We start from the raw sequence: 17784 nt of genomic DNA on the forward strand, positions 1-17784 counted from the left end.
TGATCCGCAGGAGAATCCGCGTCCCCGCCCCCCGAGACAGCCCCCTGCTTGGGAACATCGGGTGTGGCGCGACCATGCGCTGACGGGATCCTTGGCCTGCCGGTTTTGCCTCGACACTCGCGTCGTCATCCATTACGACCGGGAGCGGGGCACGTTGGTGACCTCGGCATGCCCTATGTGTGAGCAGTCGCCAGCCGCGTGATGCCGCCCGGAGCTTTACAGCTTTTGGTTCCTGCTCCAGCCACACCTCAATAGACCCAAGCCTGTCCGGTGCCACGGTATTCAGCGACGGGGATGAGGGTCAGACCCGAGCGCATCCGCTGGGTGTAGAGCACCCCATTCACGTGGTCGATCTCATGGGCGATCAGCCGGGCCAGACCCAGATTGAAGTCGCTCGTGCAGATCAGGCCGTCCAGGGTGGTGTGCCGCACGGTGATGTGGCGCGACCGAGGAACCATCCCGCGCACGTCGAAGAAGGACAAACAGCCTTCGTACTGCTCGTCGAGGTCGGCCGAGGCGGCGGTGACGCGCGGGTTGAGCAGGATGACGGGACCGGCATCGGGTGGCCGCACTATGGCGGCGGCGCGGGACATGCCGAGCTGCGGCGCGGCCAGGCCCATGCCCTTGGAGAAGTCATGGACGTTGCCGATGCGGTCGAGGGCGTCATTCAGCCGGTCGAGGATGTGCTGGGCGGTGTGCTGCTCGGCGGGCAGGTCGAACGGACGAGCGGGACGGGCGAGGACGTCATCGCCGGCCTGGATCACGCCGAGGTCCTGCATGAGCTGACTGGGGCGAAGCTGCTCGGTCATGGAGGTGTCGTCTCCTCATGGTCGGAGGGCTTGGCCTTGAACCGCCATTCCAGCCGGTAGCGGGCGTTCAGGGGCGGTGCCGTTGTACTCCAGGAGAACACGCGGCGGCCCTGGTGCTCATGCTGTGACGGTGCGGTGCGCAGCGGAATCGCCTCGCAGGTCATAGACGTCTCCGTTCCCCAGACCACAGGGTCGAGCGCGGACGGGAAAGCCAGCTCGACGGCCAGATACTGAGTGGGCAGCCGGACGGCCCGCTGGAACCAGCGGCCCCACTTTTGGTCGCTGACGGTGTAGCTGTACTCGAGCCAGGCCTGCTCGCCGGGGTAGAGCGGGAAGCGGCCGTCGTCGTTTTCGAACCGCAGCCACACCTCCTTGAAAGCATCGCGGTCGTGCTTGGCCGTCCAGTGCATCGGCTCGTCCTGGCAGGTGGCTGATAAGGCCAGCTCCTCCCAAGTCAGCGGATGGCGGCGGTAGTGGGCGTTGGAGCGGTCGGGCTCGCCCGGATAGCGATCGACGCTGATGCGGATCAAGTAGCGGGTGACCGGCTCGCTGCCGGTGTTGCAGATCTTGCGGCGCATGCGGAGCTGATAACGGCCCTGGTCGTAGTCCAGGGCCGCTTCGTCATGCTCGACCAGGAGCGCGGCCCCGGCCGTGTACGGCTCTGGTGCGGCGAGGACGGGCGCGGGACGGCCGCGGCGAGCGCAGGCGGCGAAATCCTGGTAGCGGCGCCAGATCTCCTTGCCCGCGTTCAAGATCGCCTCTGCTAGGCGGGCGAACTCCTCGCTGGGGCGCGCGCGGCCGCACTCGATGTGGCTGATGTAGGAGGGATCGAAACTCATCCGCTGGGCGAGTTGCTTCTTAGACATGCCGCGAACCTGCCGCCAGTTCGTGATTTCGGCGGCGAACGCGGCCACGGCCTGCTGCACGGCGACGTCGTTGGCGACATCGGCTTGCCCGTCCATAGGGACATCCACCTTGCTCATCTCCCGAGTAGGGGGGTGGAGGGTCCAGGGCGTGATCCGCGAGTGACGAGGGATTCACCCTGCCCTCATTCGGGGTGCTGCGGCTGTGCTGGCCATGTCGTCTCTACCCGCCGGGGCTCGGCGCGTGCCGACTCAGGAAACGGTGGGTGAGCGGCCCATACCCCATCGTAGAGAAGGATTGTGGATGCGGATCCTCATCGACGGTCTCGACCTGTCTGGCAAGACCACGCTGGTTGCCGCGCTGGCCCAGGAGCTGCAGAAACGCGGGCATGCGGCGGTGCGACATCGCGGCATGCTGGCTCAGCATCATCCGTTGGAGCCGCTGCTGAAGCGGCTGCCGCTAGTGCGCCAGCCCGACAGCGCCTTCATCACCACCGCGTTCCTGACGGCCGGATACGCGCTGGACGCGCTGCTGGTGGCGGTGGATCCACCCGAGCCCCGCCAGGCCGTCATCATCCAAGACGGCTACGTCGACCGCACCGTCGCGTTCGGCATGGCCGGCGGGCCATACCTGGCCGCCGCGCTCGCGCTGCGCTGGACGGGCCTGTTCGCCGCCTTCGACGTCGCGGTGTATCTGCACGCGCCGGTCGAGGAGCGCCGCCGGCGGCTGGCCGTGCGCAGCAAGCCCGACGCGGTCGACATCCGCGGTGTGCAGGATCCCGTCTTCGCCGAGACCTTCACCGCGATGCTGGTCCGCGGCATGGGCCGCCGCCATCGCCGGCTGCTGGTCTTCGACACCTCGCAGCACACCCCGGCGCAGATGGCCACCACCGTGGCCGACATGGCGCTGCAGCAGACCGGTACGGCGGCGCGGGCCGGGCTGGAGCGGGCGGCATGACCAACCCGCCGACGCTGGAGACGGCCGCGGTGGCCGCCGCCGATGAGGCGCTGCGTCGGGCGCTGGCCGGACGGCCCTTGGTGTCGGCCGAACGGTTTTGCGCCAGCGGCCGCACCACCTACGCCTCCAGTCGGCCGGTCGTCGCCGCGCGCCCGACGCTGGCGCTGGGCTGCTACCCGGCCTGGACCCACCGCGCAGACGGTCCCGCGATGCAGGCGGCCGCCGAGCAGGACACGGGCGTGCGCGGCCCCGCCCAGCGCCGGACCTGGATGCATGCCCTCGACCGGCGGGCCCGGGCGCTGCTGGCCGACCTGCCTGCCCCGCCCGTGATCGCTGCCTGGTACGCCGACGACCGGCTCCGCGCCTGGGCCGGACGAGCCCGCGGCGTGGTCGCCGCGGTCGACGGGCGGGTACGCGCCCTGGTGGAGGACAAGGCCCGCTTCGACGCTCTCCTGGCGGCGGCCGGTGTGCCCGCCCGGATGCGCATCCCCGCCCTCCGTGTCGACGGCCGCCTGCCCGCCCTCGTCCACCTGCAGCGCGCGGTCGGCGCTGAGCGACTGGTGATCCAGGCCGGATGCGACTCCGGCGGGCGCGGCACTCGCTTCGTCAGCACCGCCGCCGACCTGGACCGCGCCGGCGCCGACCTGGCCAGCCCGTACCGGGTGGCCGCCTTCATCGAGGGCTGGGCGTCCAACGTCACCGTGCTCAACGTGCCGGACGGGCGCGGCGGCGTAGACGTCTTCGTCGACAGGCCCTCCCACAAGGCCGTCGGCGTGGCCGAGGCGGGCATCGGCCCGGCCAAGAGCGCCGGCAACGACTGGTCCCGGCCCTGGCCCGGCCGCGCGGCCACCGACCTGATCGAGGCCGCCGTTCAGATCGGCCGATGGCTGTGGCGCCGGCACCGCCTGGCCGGCCTGTTCGGCCTGGACGCGTTGCTCACCCCGGACGGGCGGGTGCTGCTGAACGAGATCAACTGCCGCAAGCAGGGCACCACCGAGACCAGCGCCGTCAACCAGCACCTGGCCGGGCTGCCGACCTTTCTGGTCGCGCACCTGACCGTGCTGCTCGGCGGCCAGGTGCAATGGCTCCCCGGCGCCGAGGCCGCCAACACCGCCACCCTGGAGGCCGCCACCCGCGGCAGGCCCGGCCCGTTCTACCTCAAGCTGCGCCACCGCCACGCCGCCCCGGCTCGGCTGCGCGGGCTGGCCGGACCGGGCGTCTACCAGCTGAGCGCGGCCGGGCTGCGCTGGCTGCGCGCCGGAGCGACACCCGCCGACGCCGACGCCGACACCGACGCCGGCGAGGTGCTGCTCGCCGACCTGCCCGCCGAGCACGTGCTCCTGCTGCCCGGCGCCGAACTCGGCACCGCCGAAGGAATGACCTGCGGTACCGGCTCCCCGTTCGCCGGACCGCACGAGCTGTCGGCCTTCGGCCGCAGCCTGCTGACCGCCCTGTCGGCTCAGCTCTCCCCCGAACCCACCAGAGAGGTGACCCCGTGACCGTGACCAACCCCACCAGCCAGTCCACCCTCGCCCAGACCACAGCGGCCGCGCCCGGCGACGCCTACGCCGGCCTGCGCGAGCAGCTGCGCGCGCTGCCCGACGAAGCCTTCACCCGCCTGCAGTACCTGGCCCCTGCGGTGGGCTGCTTCAACCGGTGCGCGTTCTGCTCCCAGTCCGCCGGCCGCGACGTATGGCAGCTCACCCCGCAAGGCCTGCACGGTGTGCTCACCGCCGTCGCCCAGGTCGCCGCCGAGCGCGGCCTGGCCGTGGCCGGCGCCCGGATCCACCGCCCCGGGGTGATCTTCCCCTACCTGGACAACGACATCGGCTCCTACCCCCACCTGGACACCTACGCCGCCCTGGCCCGCCAGGAGCTGGGCGTCAAACTGCGCATCTCCACCGTCGGCTACTCCCGCCACGCCACCCACCTGGCCGCGATGCACCAGCGGCTGGTCACCGAGTACGCCGACGTCTTCGACGGCGTACGCCTGTCCATCACCCCCTACACGGCCGGCTACCTCGGCACCGGCGAGCTGTCGCGCCACGAATACGTCCAGGACCTGGCCGCCGCCCTGGCCACCTACCGGCCGCTGCTGGAGCATCTCGGCCACGGCGCCGCCACAGCCGCCTGCGAACTGCGTTTCGCCCCGCTCGTCGGCATCCACGATCTGCTCGACACCCACATCGACGGCCGGCACGTCCTGGCCTGCGGCCCGCACCTGCTCATCGCCCGCCAGCCTGGCGAGCAGCCGCTGCCCGAAACCGTCATCGACCATCTGGACGAGCGCACCCAGCCCGTCTACTCCCGGTCCGGCGCCCACTACCTGCACATCACCTGCCACAAACCGGCCGCCCTCGCCGAGCTCGTCAGCGCCGCCCTCGCCGGCACCCTGCACCGGCCCCACCAAGCCCAGCTCGTGCGGCTGCACCGCTTCAGCAACGGCGACGGCCCGTACTACGCCGCCGACCCCGACTTCCACCCCGACGGCCGTTTCACCGCCCTGCACTTGTACCCGCGCACCGACCAGCGCAAGGCCAGCGGCTACACCGACGCCACCCGCTGGTACCTCAACACCCTGCTCGCCTACAAAAACGCCCGCGGCCTGCAGCGCCGCGACGAGTTCCCCGACGCCACCCCAGCCGACGTCCAGGCCGTCCTGGACACCCTGCTGGCCCAGGCCGACACGCTATCCGGCTACGACCGCGCGGCCGCCGAGCACCTGCGCGAGCAGATCTACCCGCAGGTGGCCGCCTACGCCCACGCCCTCGAACTCGCCGGCCTGCCCCCCGGAGCGTTCTTCTCCCCTCGCTTCAGCATCGACACCGGCCAGATCGTCAACCAAGGCCGCGCACAAGGCCTGTTCCGCGGCCTGGCCGCCACCAACGGCGAACCGATGACCCCCCGCGAGGAACGCGGCTTCGGCTACGCCAGCCTGTCCTCCGCCCGCGGCCCCATCTGGCGCATCACCCCGCTGCCCCTGACCGGCACCCGCAGCCTGCCGATCGCCGTCACCGGCAAAAAGAACCCGGCCACCACCACGCCGAGCCTGCTGGTACAGGAACTCGACCCCTGCCACCTATCCCCCACCATGCGCGCCACCGGCTGCCGGCTGCGCAGCCACACCCTCACACTGCCCGACGGCGCGCTTGAACACCTCACCCTCGAGCAAGGCCGCGTCGGCTACGCGTTGCCGGGACTGGCCGCGACGACCTAGCCCCGGAAACGATCTAACCCAGAAGGGTGCCGGAACGCGCCGTGTGGGGATACTGGCCAGCATGTCCACCATCGCCAACCCGGCACCCTTCTCCCGCCTCAAAATCCGCACCGGCGCCCTGGTGTTCTGCGACAACGACGTCGCCTTGATCCGCCGCGACCGGGCCACCTCCACCCACTACACGCCGCCCGGCGGGAACGTCGAACCCGGCGAGCCGTTGCCTGCCGCGCTGCGCCGGGAACTAGCCGAGGAACTCCACCTCGACCTCCGCCAGGCCAGCGCACCACAACTGGTGTGGACGGTCGACCAGCGCATCTCACGCCCTGGCCCGACCCCGCCGCCGCGCAAGCTCCACATGATCTACCGGCTGCACATCACCGCGCAGGTGCGCGCCACGCTCGCCGACCGCGAATACGACGAACTCCCCAACGGCAGCCACGAGCTCGGCATCATTGAGTGGATCGACTACCGCAAGACCGAGCATTCTCTGCGGGTCGCTCGATGTTGCGGGAACAGATTCCTCGCATCGCCTCAGCTCAAGGGCTGTGAACATGATCCTATTGAGCGCGACGGGTGTGGTGCAAGTGGTTCGGCGAGCCGGGGACGAGGGAACAGCTCTGGCGTGGTGCGCGCATGAACCAGGACGTCAGCGACGAGGTGCCGTTCTCCCGAACCAAGATCAGAGTCGGGTGCTTGGTCTTCTGCGAGGACGAGGTGGTCCTGATTCGACGAACACGGCCGAGCGGCAACCATTACTCGATTCCTGGAGGCAATGTCAGCTTCGGGGAAGACCTGATTGACGCCCTTCGCAGAGAGCTTGGGGAGGAGCTGAAGCTGGACCTTGATCGTGCGACCTGGCCCCAGTTGTGCTGGGTGCAGGATCAGATGGTCAGCCGGCCTGGCCCGACCGCGCCCCCGCGCAAGCTTCACTTTGTCTTCCGCGTCCATGTCGACTCAAGGGTGCGGTCCGGGCTGGCGACGGTAGAACATGACGAGTTGCCGAACGGCGATGTGGAGGCGGGCGAGTTCGTCTGGGTGGATTATCGATCCGTCAGCAGCTTGCAGCTGTATCCCGCGCTCGGAAGCGCACTGGCGGCCCTGGCCAGCCCGAACGCGCCGCCCAGTAACGTCCTCCTGCCGGCCTTGACTGACCAGACGTATCGCTGGGTGTGAGGAGTTCTCCGGTCGCTGCCCGTGTACTTCTCTGAGAGTCACTCGTCCTGAGAGTCAGTCGCTTCCTACGGGTAGGTGCCAGTCGACATACCACCGATATACCGGTACCTGTTAGCGTCGCCCCGCGCCAACAACGCTATAAGCGCTGAGGAGACTTTTGTATGCGCAAGATAGCCGTGTCTGCCGTTCCCCCTGATTGGCAGTGCGCCCGCAACGCTCGCCCACACAGCCGACTTTTCAAGATCGCGAAGATAGCCAAAGTCGAGCTCGGATTGCGGCCTGAGTTAAAGATGAGTTAAGCAAATCTGGTTAGCTTCTTTTAAACCCTTGTCCAGCATGCTGCGGGGCATGGCGAACATAAAGATTGGCCTGATGGGAGCAGCCTTCCTCGCTACCTCAGTGGTCCTCGTGTCATGCGGCGGTGACCCCGGGGCGCAGGGAGACTCCGGTGATCAGGCGAAGTACGCGGCGTGCCTGCGGGATCAGGGTCTCACCGTCACGGAGCGGAGCGACGGGCTGGACATCAAGGCGGACTCCCCGGAGAAGAGCAACGCGGCCAAGTCGGCCTGTAAGCAGTACGCCCCGGCCGGTGAGGAGGTGTCGCCCGAGGACAAGAAGCAGGCGATGGACACCGCGCTCCAGTACGTCGCGTGCATGCGCAAGGCGGGAGTCGACATGCCGGACCCGAAGCAGGATCCTGACGGCGGTGTCGCTGTAAAGCTGCCGGACGGGATGACCGAGGACACGCCGGTGGTTCAGCAGGCGCAGAAGGCGTGCAAGGAGCAGGCTCCTGGGAACTCCGAGTGAGGCGCACGGCGGTGCTGCTGAGCGGCGTAGCGGTGATCGGAAGCGGGGCTGTGGTGGGGTTCATGAACCTCCCCGGTCGTACGGCAGCGCCGGCGTCGAGCCCCAAAGGTGCGCAGACGTCGTCCGTGCCGATCACGCGTTCCGACATGGTGGACACCAAACAGGTCAGCGGCACCCTCGGGTACGCGGGCCGCCGCATCCAGCCGAACCGCGCCAGCGGGGTGGTCACGGCCACCCGCGCCGAGGGAACGGTGGTGCGTCGGGGCGGCTGGCTGTACAAGGTGGAGGGCAAACCGGTGTTCCTGATGTATGGCGCCGTCCCGATGTATCGGCGCCTTGGTGTCGGCACCACAGGCCCGGATGTCCAGCAGCTGGAGCTGAACCTGGTCAAGCTGGGATACAAGCCCGGCACGGTCGACAAGACCTTTACCGCTGTGACCGCCCAGGCGGTGTGGGCCTGGCAGCGCGATAAGGGGCTGGTGGCGACGGGCAGGGCGGAGGTGAGCCAAGTGTTCTTCTCGAGGGGCGCGCTTCGGATCGCGGAGAACACCAAGGAGGCGGGGGATGCCGCTGAAGGTTCGGTGGTGACAACAACCAGGACCGAACGGGCTATCACCATCAAACTGGAGACCTCCAACCAGCAATTCGCTCGAAAGGGCGCCAGGGTGAGGGTGCAACTACCGGACGGCAAGAAGGTCGCTGGAACGATCTCCTCTGTCGGGACCATCGCACGGCCCGGGAAGGATGCGGACAGTCCGGCAACGATCGATGTCAGTGTCAAGGTCGGCGGCGAACTGGGCAGGCTGGATCAGGCGCCGGTCACGGTCGAGCTACGAACCGGGCGCCGCAAGGACGTGCTGTCGGTGCCGGTCGAGGCACTGATCGCGCGAGAAGGCGGCCAGTACGGTGTGCGGGTGGTGCAGAGCGGGACCCGGCAGGTGGTGCCGGTCGAGACGGGCCTGTTCACGGGGAGCCGTGTCGAGATCTCTGGTGCCGGCCTGTCGGAGGGCGTGAGAGTCGAGGTTCCCAAGCTATGACCGCCGTCGTCGAGCTGACCAAGGTGACCAAGGAGTTTCCCGGTGGCGTTCTGGCGCTGCGAGGAGTGGATTTGCGCGTGGATACCGGAGAGCTGTTCGCCATGGTCGGCCCTTCCGGGTCGGGCAAATCGACCCTGCTCAACATGATCGGTACCTTGGACCGGCCAACGCAGGGCCAGGTGCGCATCGCCGGCTACGACGTGGCGCAGCTGAGCGATCACGAGCTGTCGGCGCTGCGTGCCCAGCACATCGGGTTCATCTTCCAGCAGTTCCACCTCGCGGACGGAGTTTCCGCTCTCGACAACGTCGCTGACGGTTTGCTATATGCCGGGGTGGCGCGGCGTGAACGCCGGCGACGGGCGGGTGAGGCATTGGAGCGTGTCGGCCTGGCGGATCGGCTGGAGCACCGATCGAATCAGATGTCGGGCGGGGAGCGGCAGCGGGTCGCCGTGGCCCGCGCCGTGGTCGGGGAGCCATCGCTGGTGTTGGCCGATGAGCCGACCGGCAACCTTGACACCGCATCAGGGGCAGAGGTTCTTGCGACGTTGCGGAATCTGAACGCCGCCGGCGCCACCGTGGTGATCATCACGCACGACCTGGAGGTCGCGGCCGCCGCGCCACGCCGGATCCACATCCGTGACGGCCTGGTCGTCGCGGATGAGGCCTCCGAGGCCGGCGAGATTGGAGCTCTCCGATGACGGATCGGATCGGCAAAGCACGGCTGACCCCGGCCCGGATGAACCTGGAGGATGTGGCGCGGGTGGGTGTGGCGGGGCTACGGGCCCGGCCCACGCGGGCCGTGCTGTCCGCGTTGGGGATCGCCATCGGCATCGCGACCATGGTGGCGGTGCTGGGCATCTCCTCCTCCAGCCAGGCTCGCGTCATGGAGACCCTGGATGAGCTGGGGACGAACATGTTGACCGTCGCCCCCGGCAAGCAGTTCTCCGAGAAGAAAGCCAGGCTGCCGAAGAACGCGGGCCGGATGATCCGGGGCGTGGAGCATGTCGACATGGCCGGTCAGACCGGTGATACCGGCAAGGCCATCTACCGCAACGATCGCATCCCTTCGACGCGCACCGGTGGCCTTCAGGTCCGCGCCACATCCCTGGATCTGCTGGAGGTCCTGCAGACCCCTGTCCACAGCGGAAGGTGGCACGATGCGGCCACCGCGGCGCAACGCACCGTGGTGCTGGGATCTACGGCCGCCACACGGCTCGCCGCCACCGCCGGAGACTCGGTGTGGATCAACGGTCAGTGGTGGACGGTGATCGGGGTCCTGGCCGAATCGCCACTGGCGGAGGACGTCGACGTGGCCGCGCTGGTCGGCTTCGCCGCGGCGGATGCCTTCCTCGGTTTCGATGGACACCCGACCTTGGTCTACACGAAGATCGCTGAGGAGAAGGTCACGGAGGTCAGGGCGTTGCTGAATCACGCGGCGAACCCGGAGCATCCAGAAGAGGTCACGGTCAGCCGCCCCTCCGACGCTCTGGAGGCGAGGGCCGCGGTGGCGGGGGCATTCACCAGCCTGTTGCTTGGTGTCGGCGGCGTGGCCCTGCTGGTGGGCGGGGTCGGCATCGCCAACACGATGATCATCTCGGTACTGGAGCGGCGTCGTGAGATCGGCCTGCGTCGCGCGCTCGGGGCCACCACCGCCCAGGTTCGCATCCAGTTTCTCGCCGAATCCCTGATTTTGGCAGGGGCGGGCGGGCTCACCGGCTCGCTGTTGGGAGTGGTCGGCACCATCGGGTTCGCGCTGACACAAGGGTTGCCGCCGGTCGTGCCCACGTGGGTGATCGGCGGCGGACTCGGCGCCACACTCGCCGTCGGCGCCATCGCCGGACTCTACCCGGCGATGCGGGCCGCTCGGATGTCGCCGACGCTGGCCCTGTCCGCCTGAGACGTACCATGACGACCGACATCCGGGAGCATCGAACATGCGCGTGCTGGTTGCCGAAGATGAGAAAGGCCTGGCCGACATCATCGGCACCGGGCTGCGCAAGGCCCGGATGGCCGTGGACGTCGTCTATGACGGGGACGCGGCCCTGGAACGGGCGATGACCAATGAATACGACGTGATCGTGCTCGATCGGGACTTACCCGAGATCCACGGTGACGATGTCTGCCGGAGGCTGATGGAGGCGCAGGTCCCCGCACGGATCATCATGCTCACCGCCGCGGGTGACCTGTGGTCGAAGGTGGAGGGGCTGAGCCTGGGTTCTGACGATTACCTCGCCAAGCCCTTCGACTTTCCCGAGCTCGTCGCCCGGATCCGAGCCCTGGCACGGCGGGTGCCGACCCGGCTCCAGCCGGTTCTGCAGATGGCGGGCATCACCCTGGACCCCGCCTACCACGAAGTGCATCGCAACGGGCGCTACGTGGCTCTGAGCCCCAAGGAGTTCACGGTGCTGGAGGTCTTCATGCGGTCGGGCGGAAGCGTCGTCAGTGTCGAGGATCTGCTGGAGAAGGCATGGGACGAGAACGTCGACTACTTCACCAACTCCGTGCGGGTAACGGTGGCGACGCTGCGCAAGAAGCTGGGACCGCCACCGGTAATTCAAACCGTGATCGGAGCGGGCTACCGTCTCGTCGACCCTGGCCACGGAGCACCGTCAGGGTCCGGCTGACCGCGCTCTATGCCAGCCCCTTCCTCATCATGGCCGTGGTCATGCTGCTCGCGGTGAACCTGCTGCTCAGCAGCGCGCTTGGGGTGAGCGTCTCCGTCTCGGGCCGAGCACCTCAGCCCTCGACCGCCGGGGCGCCGACCTGGGGCGAAGTCGACCAGGAAGCGGTGTTCGAAGGCGACCTTCAGCTGCAGTATGAACTCCTGAGGTACCAATGGGCCGCCACCGCGATCATCATCGCTGTCCTGACGGTGGTCTCCGTAATCCTGGGCTGGTGGCTGGCCGGACGCGTCCTGCGCCCGATTCGCAGCGTCACCTCCACGGCCCGCCGGCTGTCCCTGTCCAACCTCCATCAGCGGATCGCGATGCAGGGCCCCGACGATGAGCTCAAGGAGCTCGCCGACACCTTCGATGACATGCTCGACCGGCTCGAGCGCTCGACCGATGCTCAGCGCCGGTTCGCCGCCAACGCCTCCCATGAGCTCAAGACACCCCTGGCGCTGGACCGGGCGCTGCTGCAGGTGGCGTTCGGCGAACTTCCCGAGGAGCTGCTGGAGGCCCGGGATGAACTCCTCGCCTCCAACAGCCGCCAGCATCGGCTCATCGACGGACTCCTGATGCTGGCCGCGGCAGAACACACGCTGACCAACGCAGAGCCCGTCGATCTGGCCGACCTGGCCCGGCGTGTCCTCTGTGAGCACCCCGGCGCGACGGTGGACCTGTCACCGGCCCTCACCTCCGGCGATCCCGTTCTGGTGGAGCGGTTGATCGCGAATCTCGTGGAGAACGCCGAGAAGTACAACGACCAGCGTAGGTTCATCGCCGTCCGGACCGGAACGGGCGATGGAGGCGCGGTCCTCACCGTGGAGAACACCGGGCGGGAGATCGCCCACGAGGTGGTGTCATCGCTGTTCGAGCCGTTCCGGCGCCTCACCAGCGACCGTACCGAGTCGGTGTCCGGCGCGGGCCTCGGCCTGTCGATCGTGGCCGCCATCACACGCGTCCACGGAGGCACGATCGATGCCGTCCCCCGCACCGGCGGCGGCCTCGCCGTGACGGTACGACTCCCGGACATGGGGTCAGTGTTGAAAGCGCAGCTAAGGTTCTCAACGGGCGGCCGGGGGTAAAGCAACGCAGCGACTCCACCCATGTGATCAGTTGCCGTGCGGGACCTGAATCGGCTCGAGCTGGCCGGAAACCGAGACTTTTCGTTCCGTTGCTCGTCGCGCCCCGGACACTGGGCGCGGCGGTAGACACGCCGATTGCTGTGGCTCATCCCCCTGCTGGTGGGGATCGCCGGGGCCGCTGCTGCGGCGACCGACCAGGGCATCCCGGACTGGGGACGCTGGACCCTGGCCGGCATCGCCCTGGCGGGCGCCATCCTCGGCATCGCCGTACTCATCGGGCCGGCCGCGCGCCCCCTGGCAGGCGATCGCCACCCGCTCACCCAGGCCGAACGCCGGAGCTCGGCCTGCAAGTCCTCCCCGGCGCGCTGCTCGTGGTCGACTGGGTGCCCCCGATGGGGGATCGTCCGCGGCCGATGATGAACTTCATCTTCGACGGCGGGATCATCACCGATCCTTCCCGTATCCGGTTGCAGACTGACGAGCTCGACGCTGCTCGGTTCTGGCCCTGGGAGGAGGCGGCCACCAAGCTGCCCGCCACGACCGCCGCCCGCATCCCGGCCGCACGCACCGCCCCCAAGAACCAGCAGACGATCTTCCTGCCTGCCGCGCGCGATGCCTGAGCTGTGCACGTATCCGCGTACTCGGTGGAGCACTCACGCAAGTACGCGGACAGTCATCGTCGGCTGTTGAGCCCGGACATCAGCTCGCGGTTGGAATCGCGTGCCGCCTGCAGTTCCTGCTCACGCTCTTCCAGACGAAGTTGGAGGTCGGCGTTCTCTTCCTCCAAGGCAACGACCCGTTGCTGCAACTCCTGAAAGCCGTCCGGGCCGCCGATGCCAGCTTCGCGCCAGATCTCCTCGCCGAGTGCTTGCGACAAACGTTGTTCCAGGGCTTGGACCTTTCTGGTCAGCCGGACGCATTGCTCGCGGCTGTTAGCCAGGTCGGCCTTGAGGGAGGCTCGGCTGACGGACGGGCTTCCCGATGGGGCGGTGGGTGGCTCGGCTGCCAACACATGGATCTGAGCAAGCAGGTCGCGGTGGCGATAGAGAAAGCTGCGATCGACGCCCGCTCGGCGGGCGATGGCCGCGACGCTGATCTCCTGGCCGGTAGTGGATGCGACGTTGATGGCCTTGACGACCCGTTGGCGGCGACGGGCCGAATCGGCTCGACGGCCCGCTGCCAGCGTGGAGGGTCGTGCTTCTTCGGTAGTCATGCGGGACGCTCCGGACGAAGGTCGGCGAGGGGTTGTCGGACTCGGGGCATGCCGAGCATGACCTGGCGGGTCTTGCGGACGATGCTGATCGCTTCGCTGATCTGCTCGCGCTCGTCATCGGTCAGATCGTTGAGATCTTGTCTGACACGGTGGATCAGGCGCCGGACTCGGGTGATCTCTTCTTGTGAGGGGAGTGCCTCGGCCTTCGCCCATTCGTCGGCGGTGGCCATGGCCAAGATGCGCTCGCGGCTGCGCAGCAGGTCGGCGAGGTATGCCTCAAGGTCAGGCAGGTAGGACACGTCGGTGCTGAAGTGGTCACAGCCCAGGCAGCGAAATCGCAGCGGGCAGCTGGTTCCGGCGGCCTGGACGTTGCTGGGCTCGGTGCATAGTCCGTAGGCGACCGCTACTTCCCCAACGCCACGGCGCAGCCGCTCGGCGTCTTGGAAGGCCTTCGCCTGACGCCAGACGCGCGCCCCATGCCGGTCGAACTGCATGGCGGTGACCTTCTCGACGGCCTGCCGACGGCGCTTTTCACCGACTCGGTAGTAGACCTGAGTGGAACTCAGGGAGTCGTGGTCCAGGAGCTTGCTGAGCACGTCGATCGGGACGCCGGCATCCGCATGTCGTTGCGCGTAGCTGTGCCGATAGCTGTAGGGCACGACCTTGGATTTGTCGAGGGTGCTGCCGTCGGACAGGATCAGGGGCGGCAGCGATCTGACCCACGCGCGGTGACGCTCACTGACGCTGCTCTCAGAGATCGCTTTGCGCCCCGCGGGGTTGGCCACTGGCGAAGGAAAGAGCTTCAGCTCCGACAACGGCGTCCTGGGAAAGCGCCGCTGGACGTGCTCCTTCTGCTCGATGATGAGCTGTGCTGTTGCCTCGGCGATGGGGAGCTCTCGGCGAAGACGCTGCTCCTTATCATTGTCGTAGATCAGCAAGGGCCGGCCCTCACCGTCACGATGGAGGCAGTCCCAGTCCAGGCTGCAGATCTCGTCGGGCCGGCGCCCTGTGTCGATCATCAACTCGACTGCGACGCGGGTCTCGCGCACGCTGGTTTCCTCAATGCGAGGTAGGGCATCGCAGAGCTGCTGCAGGATTTCCGGTGGGACGTCACGGCCAGGTTCCCCCCGCACGGGCTCAGCGGGAATGTCGTGCGGCAAGACGATGAAGTCCTCTGGAAGCCCGGCCAGGGGCTCGTCGGGACGGGTCAGTCCCATCGCCCGCATGCGTACCAGCATGTTTCTCACGGCGCGGCAGATCTTCAGCCGTTGATCTGAACTGAGAGTGCCGATTGATTCCAGGTAGCCCAGCCGGTTGAGGAAGCTCTCGATATCGCGGCGTTCGAGCGCGGCCAGGACCAGGCCGTTGTCCTTGCGGTGGGCGCGCAGGCTTTCTGAGAGCCTGGCCATGGAGCTTATGCGTTGCTGGACGACGTTGGTGACGGCGTTGCCGCGGCGGCGCGGCAACTCTTCCAGAGCCCAGCGCATGACGGCTTCACGCAGCCACGGTTGAGTGATCGCGGTGAAGTCGAGATTCCCCCGACGGCCGAAGACGCTCGCGTCCCAGACCAGTTTCGTCCGTTCGGTTTCCGGGCTTTTCGTGGCGAGCAGGACGAAACGGGTCATCGACTTCCAGGTCGCAGCCGCCGTGCGCCGCATGGTGGCGATGTCCAGGTCCGCTATCGAGGCGACCTGCTGTTTCCGTAGGTAATCACAGACTCGACGCAGGTCGGTGACCAGGGTCTTGGAGCCCTTCCGGCAGCGCTGCTGGAGACCGAACAACACCTGGGCGACCACGAGCTGCGACAGGCCACGCAAGCTGATCTCACCGCCCTCGGGGATCGCCGGCTCGATGCGGCGCCAATGCTCTTCGTCGGTGACACCGCTCTTCTGCCGCAGCTTCCAGCGCTCGTAATGGGCGTGGCAGTAGAGTGCGCGGCTGCCGTCCCGGTCTCGCAAGCATGCGACAACCGCGCAGGGACCATAGCTGAGCAGCGGTAACACGCTCGGATGAGCGAGGAACTCGTCCAGCGGGAGCCGAAGCACCTGTTGCTGCTGATGGGCGTGCGCGCGGCACAACTGCGACCGTGCGGTCTTCCAAGGGCGGCCGCACCCGGTGACGGCACACCTGCCCAGCTCGCTCCTCCTCGATACCCGGCCTATGGCGAGGAAGTCCTCCATGCTCAGGCCGCTGGCGTGGAATCGGTTGGCGCAGGACGAGCAAAATCCCAGCGTGGTGCGGGTGCCGGTCGTGCAGCCCTCAATACGGCAGGCGCGCCAGCCCAACAGCGGATGCTCGCGCGGGATGGACAAGACCACGCGGTCGGCGTCCCATCCAACCTCGGCCAGGAACTGCGGAACCGTCAAAGACGTGAAGAAGGTGATGAGGTCGCCGCCGGTGCCTTCGGGGCACGGACGTGCTTCGACCAGCCTGAGCGGCATCGGTCAGCCCTCGGCCTTCAGCCGCGGGCTGGGAACCCGGATGATCGCCGAACGCAGCCTGTCGGGATCGGGATGAAGATAGCGCTGCGAGGACGTAGGAGAGGCGTGTCCCATCAGCTCCTGGATCTCATCCAGGGCGGCACCGGCATCGCCGAGATTGCTTCCGAAGGCATGACGCAGCATGTGAGGGTGAAGATGCCGGTCCAGGCCGGCGCGACGACTCAAGTCAGTAATCAGGCGGTTGATCGCGTCCGGAGGCATCGGAACCCCCAACGGCGGCCGAAAGAGGTTGACCAGCACGAAGTCGCTATCCTCGGCTTGCGGGCAGGCGGCTCGCTCAAGGACATATTGGTCATGAGCCTGGACCACGAGGAAATCGACGGGCAGGCAACGGCTGGGTCTCGACTTGGACCACGCTCCGTTGACGTTATCGCGTCGCACCACATGCAGGTGAGCTCCAGCAACGTGACACCCCAGCATGGTGGAATCGGGCAGAAAGTGGAGATCCTCCCGCCGCAGGCCGGTCAGCTGTCCACGACGCAGGCCGACGCGCGCCATCAACGCGACGATCAGCCGGTCGCGGGCAGAGTGGCAGGCTCGAAACAGTGCCACGATCTCCTCGTTTGTGGCACGATCGATCGCCGACCTCGCCTCGCGCATGCGGTGTCGCGCGCGCAGCCGGAACCGGGCGTCAATCCCGCGCGCCTCGATCGGCAGGTCGCGGGCGTCCGCCACCTCATAAAACTGTGCAAGGACCTCCTGCGGCACCTCCCCGGATGAGGCGGCGTGGAGTAAGAACCCGCGAACAGCGGACAGGATCACGTTGACTCGTCGCGCTCCGCGGGCGGGGTCAGCGCCGGGCCCGACCCGTACTTCACCGCCCCGCGGATCCCATTCAGCCTGCGTCGCCGTCGCCGGTGCATGCTGCAACCACGTCATGAATAATCCGATGAAGGCGGCGGCGGACTGCCACGCACGACCCGTGCGCTGACACCAGCGCAAGTACAAGCAGATCCCGGAAGCGTACGTCTTCGTCGTCAGCTCCGCGGCGTCTCTCCCGAATCGCAGGTGACGGAGATACTCGTCCACCGTCGGCACTACCGCCATCGACTCGTCCAGAACAGTCCAGTACCGGGCGCCCGACGGCAGCGTGACCGGAAACACCTGCATGCGTCACTCCTTGATCAAAGGCTGTGAAGCCTACAACTGCAACAACAGCCACAAGAGCAACACCAGCAGAGAACTGTCGCGGAACCCATCGCCAGCGGTAGCTATCGCAACGTCCTGCAACACATCCCGGCCCCCGAGAGAACGAGCACCTGCCGATCTTCCCGCCAATCGGGCCCGCGCTGGCCGCCCTTCCCGATCCTCGCGCACCAATCAGCGATGCCTGTCAATGGCCTTTGAGCTCTCCCCGCTGGCGGCCAGATAGTTCACACGCTGGTGGCCATGAGGGTGTCCCCAACGGCGGCCAGATATCTCCCCGCCGTTGATGGATGCGTGGGTCAGGTGAAGGGC

At 67.8% G+C, this 17784-nt stretch carries 18 protein-coding genes; 13 read left to right on the forward strand and 5 right to left on the reverse strand.

What is annotated here, in order from left to right:
- Positions 1 to 248: 248 nt before the first annotated feature.
- Positions 249 to 809 (reverse strand): peptide deformylase, encoded by a 561-nt coding sequence (locus Q9G87_RS50975; protein WP_305923928.1) that lies wholly within the window; start codon positions 807 to 809, stop codon positions 249 to 251.
- The gene (locus tag Q9G87_RS50980) at positions 806 to 1771 is read right to left on the reverse strand and encodes a helix-turn-helix domain-containing protein (protein ID WP_305923929.1); all 966 of its coding nucleotides are present in this window, start codon (positions 1769 to 1771) and stop codon (positions 806 to 808) included. The genes Q9G87_RS50975 and Q9G87_RS50980 overlap by 4 nt, the downstream gene beginning before the upstream one ends.
- Positions 1772 to 1976: 205 nt before the next feature.
- Here Q9G87_RS50980 and Q9G87_RS50985 point away from each other — a divergent pair, with 205 nt between their 5' ends.
- From Q9G87_RS50985 to Q9G87_RS51045, 13 genes are all read left to right on the forward strand, one after another.
- Entirely contained in the window at positions 1977 to 2630 is a 654-nt protein-coding gene (locus tag Q9G87_RS50985; protein WP_305923930.1) for a nucleoside/nucleotide kinase family protein, read from the forward strand.
- Positions 2627 to 4129, forward strand: coding sequence for a hypothetical protein (locus tag Q9G87_RS50990; protein WP_305923931.1), 1503 nt, complete (start codon positions 2627 to 2629; stop codon positions 4127 to 4129). Before Q9G87_RS50985 ends, Q9G87_RS50990 begins: the two co-directional genes overlap by 4 nt.
- Complete coding sequence (locus Q9G87_RS50995) at positions 4126 to 5847, forward strand: hypothetical protein (RefSeq protein WP_305923932.1); 1722 nt, start codon at positions 4126 to 4128, stop codon at positions 5845 to 5847. The genes Q9G87_RS50990 and Q9G87_RS50995 overlap by 4 nt, the downstream gene beginning before the upstream one ends.
- A 61-nt stretch (positions 5848 to 5908) precedes the next feature.
- Complete coding sequence (locus Q9G87_RS51000; RefSeq protein ID WP_305923933.1) at positions 5909 to 6484, forward strand: NUDIX hydrolase; 576 nt, start codon at positions 5909 to 5911, stop codon at positions 6482 to 6484.
- Entirely contained in the window at positions 6481 to 7020 is a 540-nt protein-coding gene (locus tag Q9G87_RS51005) for an NUDIX hydrolase (protein WP_305923934.1), read from the forward strand. The genes Q9G87_RS51000 and Q9G87_RS51005 overlap by 4 nt, the downstream gene beginning before the upstream one ends.
- 348 nt (positions 7021 to 7368) lie before the next feature.
- A complete protein-coding gene (locus tag Q9G87_RS51010; RefSeq protein WP_305923935.1) occupies positions 7369 to 7827 on the forward strand; it encodes a hypothetical protein in 459 nt (152 codons plus the stop codon).
- A 125-nt stretch (positions 7828 to 7952) separates the two neighbouring features.
- The gene (locus tag Q9G87_RS51015) at positions 7953 to 8864 is read left to right on the forward strand and encodes a peptidoglycan-binding protein (RefSeq protein WP_305923936.1); all 912 of its coding nucleotides are present in this window, start codon (positions 7953 to 7955) and stop codon (positions 8862 to 8864) included.
- Positions 8861 to 9562, forward strand: a complete 702-nt coding sequence (locus tag Q9G87_RS51020; protein ID WP_305923937.1) for an ABC transporter ATP-binding protein — start codon at positions 8861 to 8863, stop codon at positions 9560 to 9562. The genes Q9G87_RS51015 and Q9G87_RS51020 overlap by 4 nt, the downstream gene beginning before the upstream one ends.
- Positions 9559 to 10761, forward strand: coding sequence for an ABC transporter permease (locus Q9G87_RS51025; protein ID WP_305923938.1), 1203 nt, complete (start codon positions 9559 to 9561; stop codon positions 10759 to 10761). The genes Q9G87_RS51020 and Q9G87_RS51025 overlap by 4 nt, the downstream gene beginning before the upstream one ends.
- Positions 10762 to 10798: 37 nt before the next feature.
- Positions 10799 to 11488 carry a response regulator transcription factor gene (locus tag Q9G87_RS51030; protein WP_138671535.1) on the forward strand — a complete coding sequence of 230 codons (690 nt, stop codon included), beginning with the start codon at positions 10799 to 10801 and terminating at the stop codon, positions 11486 to 11488.
- A 29-nt stretch (positions 11489 to 11517) separates the two neighbouring features.
- Positions 11518 to 12612: a sensor histidine kinase gene (locus Q9G87_RS51035; protein ID WP_305923939.1), complete on the forward strand. Its 1095-nt coding sequence runs from the start codon at positions 11518 to 11520 to the stop codon at positions 12610 to 12612.
- Positions 12613 to 12747: 135 nt separating this feature from the next.
- A complete protein-coding gene (locus Q9G87_RS51040) occupies positions 12748 to 13029 on the forward strand; it encodes a hypothetical protein (protein WP_305923940.1) in 282 nt (93 codons plus the stop codon).
- Entirely contained in the window at positions 13026 to 13232 is a 207-nt protein-coding gene (locus tag Q9G87_RS51045) for an NUDIX hydrolase (RefSeq protein WP_305923941.1), read from the forward strand. The genes Q9G87_RS51040 and Q9G87_RS51045 overlap by 4 nt, the downstream gene beginning before the upstream one ends.
- 53 nt (positions 13233 to 13285) lie before the next feature.
- Here the strand turns inward: Q9G87_RS51045 and Q9G87_RS51050 are convergent, their stop codons facing one another.
- Genes Q9G87_RS51050 through Q9G87_RS51060 form a run of 3 tightly spaced genes read right to left on the reverse strand, consistent with a single transcriptional unit; the run spans position 13286 to position 17436 of the window.
- Positions 13286 to 13825, reverse strand: coding sequence for a DUF6262 family protein (locus Q9G87_RS51050; RefSeq protein WP_305923942.1), 540 nt, complete (start codon positions 13823 to 13825; stop codon positions 13286 to 13288).
- Positions 13822 to 16266 (reverse strand): tyrosine-type recombinase/integrase, encoded by a 2445-nt coding sequence (locus tag Q9G87_RS51055; protein ID WP_305923943.1) that lies wholly within the window; start codon positions 16264 to 16266, stop codon positions 13822 to 13824. The genes Q9G87_RS51050 and Q9G87_RS51055 overlap by 4 nt, the downstream gene beginning before the upstream one ends.
- Positions 16267 to 16269: 3 nt before the next feature.
- A complete protein-coding gene (locus Q9G87_RS51060; RefSeq protein WP_305923944.1) occupies positions 16270 to 17436 on the reverse strand; it encodes a tyrosine-type recombinase/integrase in 1167 nt (388 codons plus the stop codon).
- Positions 17437 to 17784 lie beyond the last annotated feature (348 nt).

Source organism: Nonomuraea turcica (assembly GCF_030718205.1).
Classification (GTDB): Bacteria; Actinomycetota; Actinomycetes; order Streptosporangiales; family Streptosporangiaceae; genus Nonomuraea.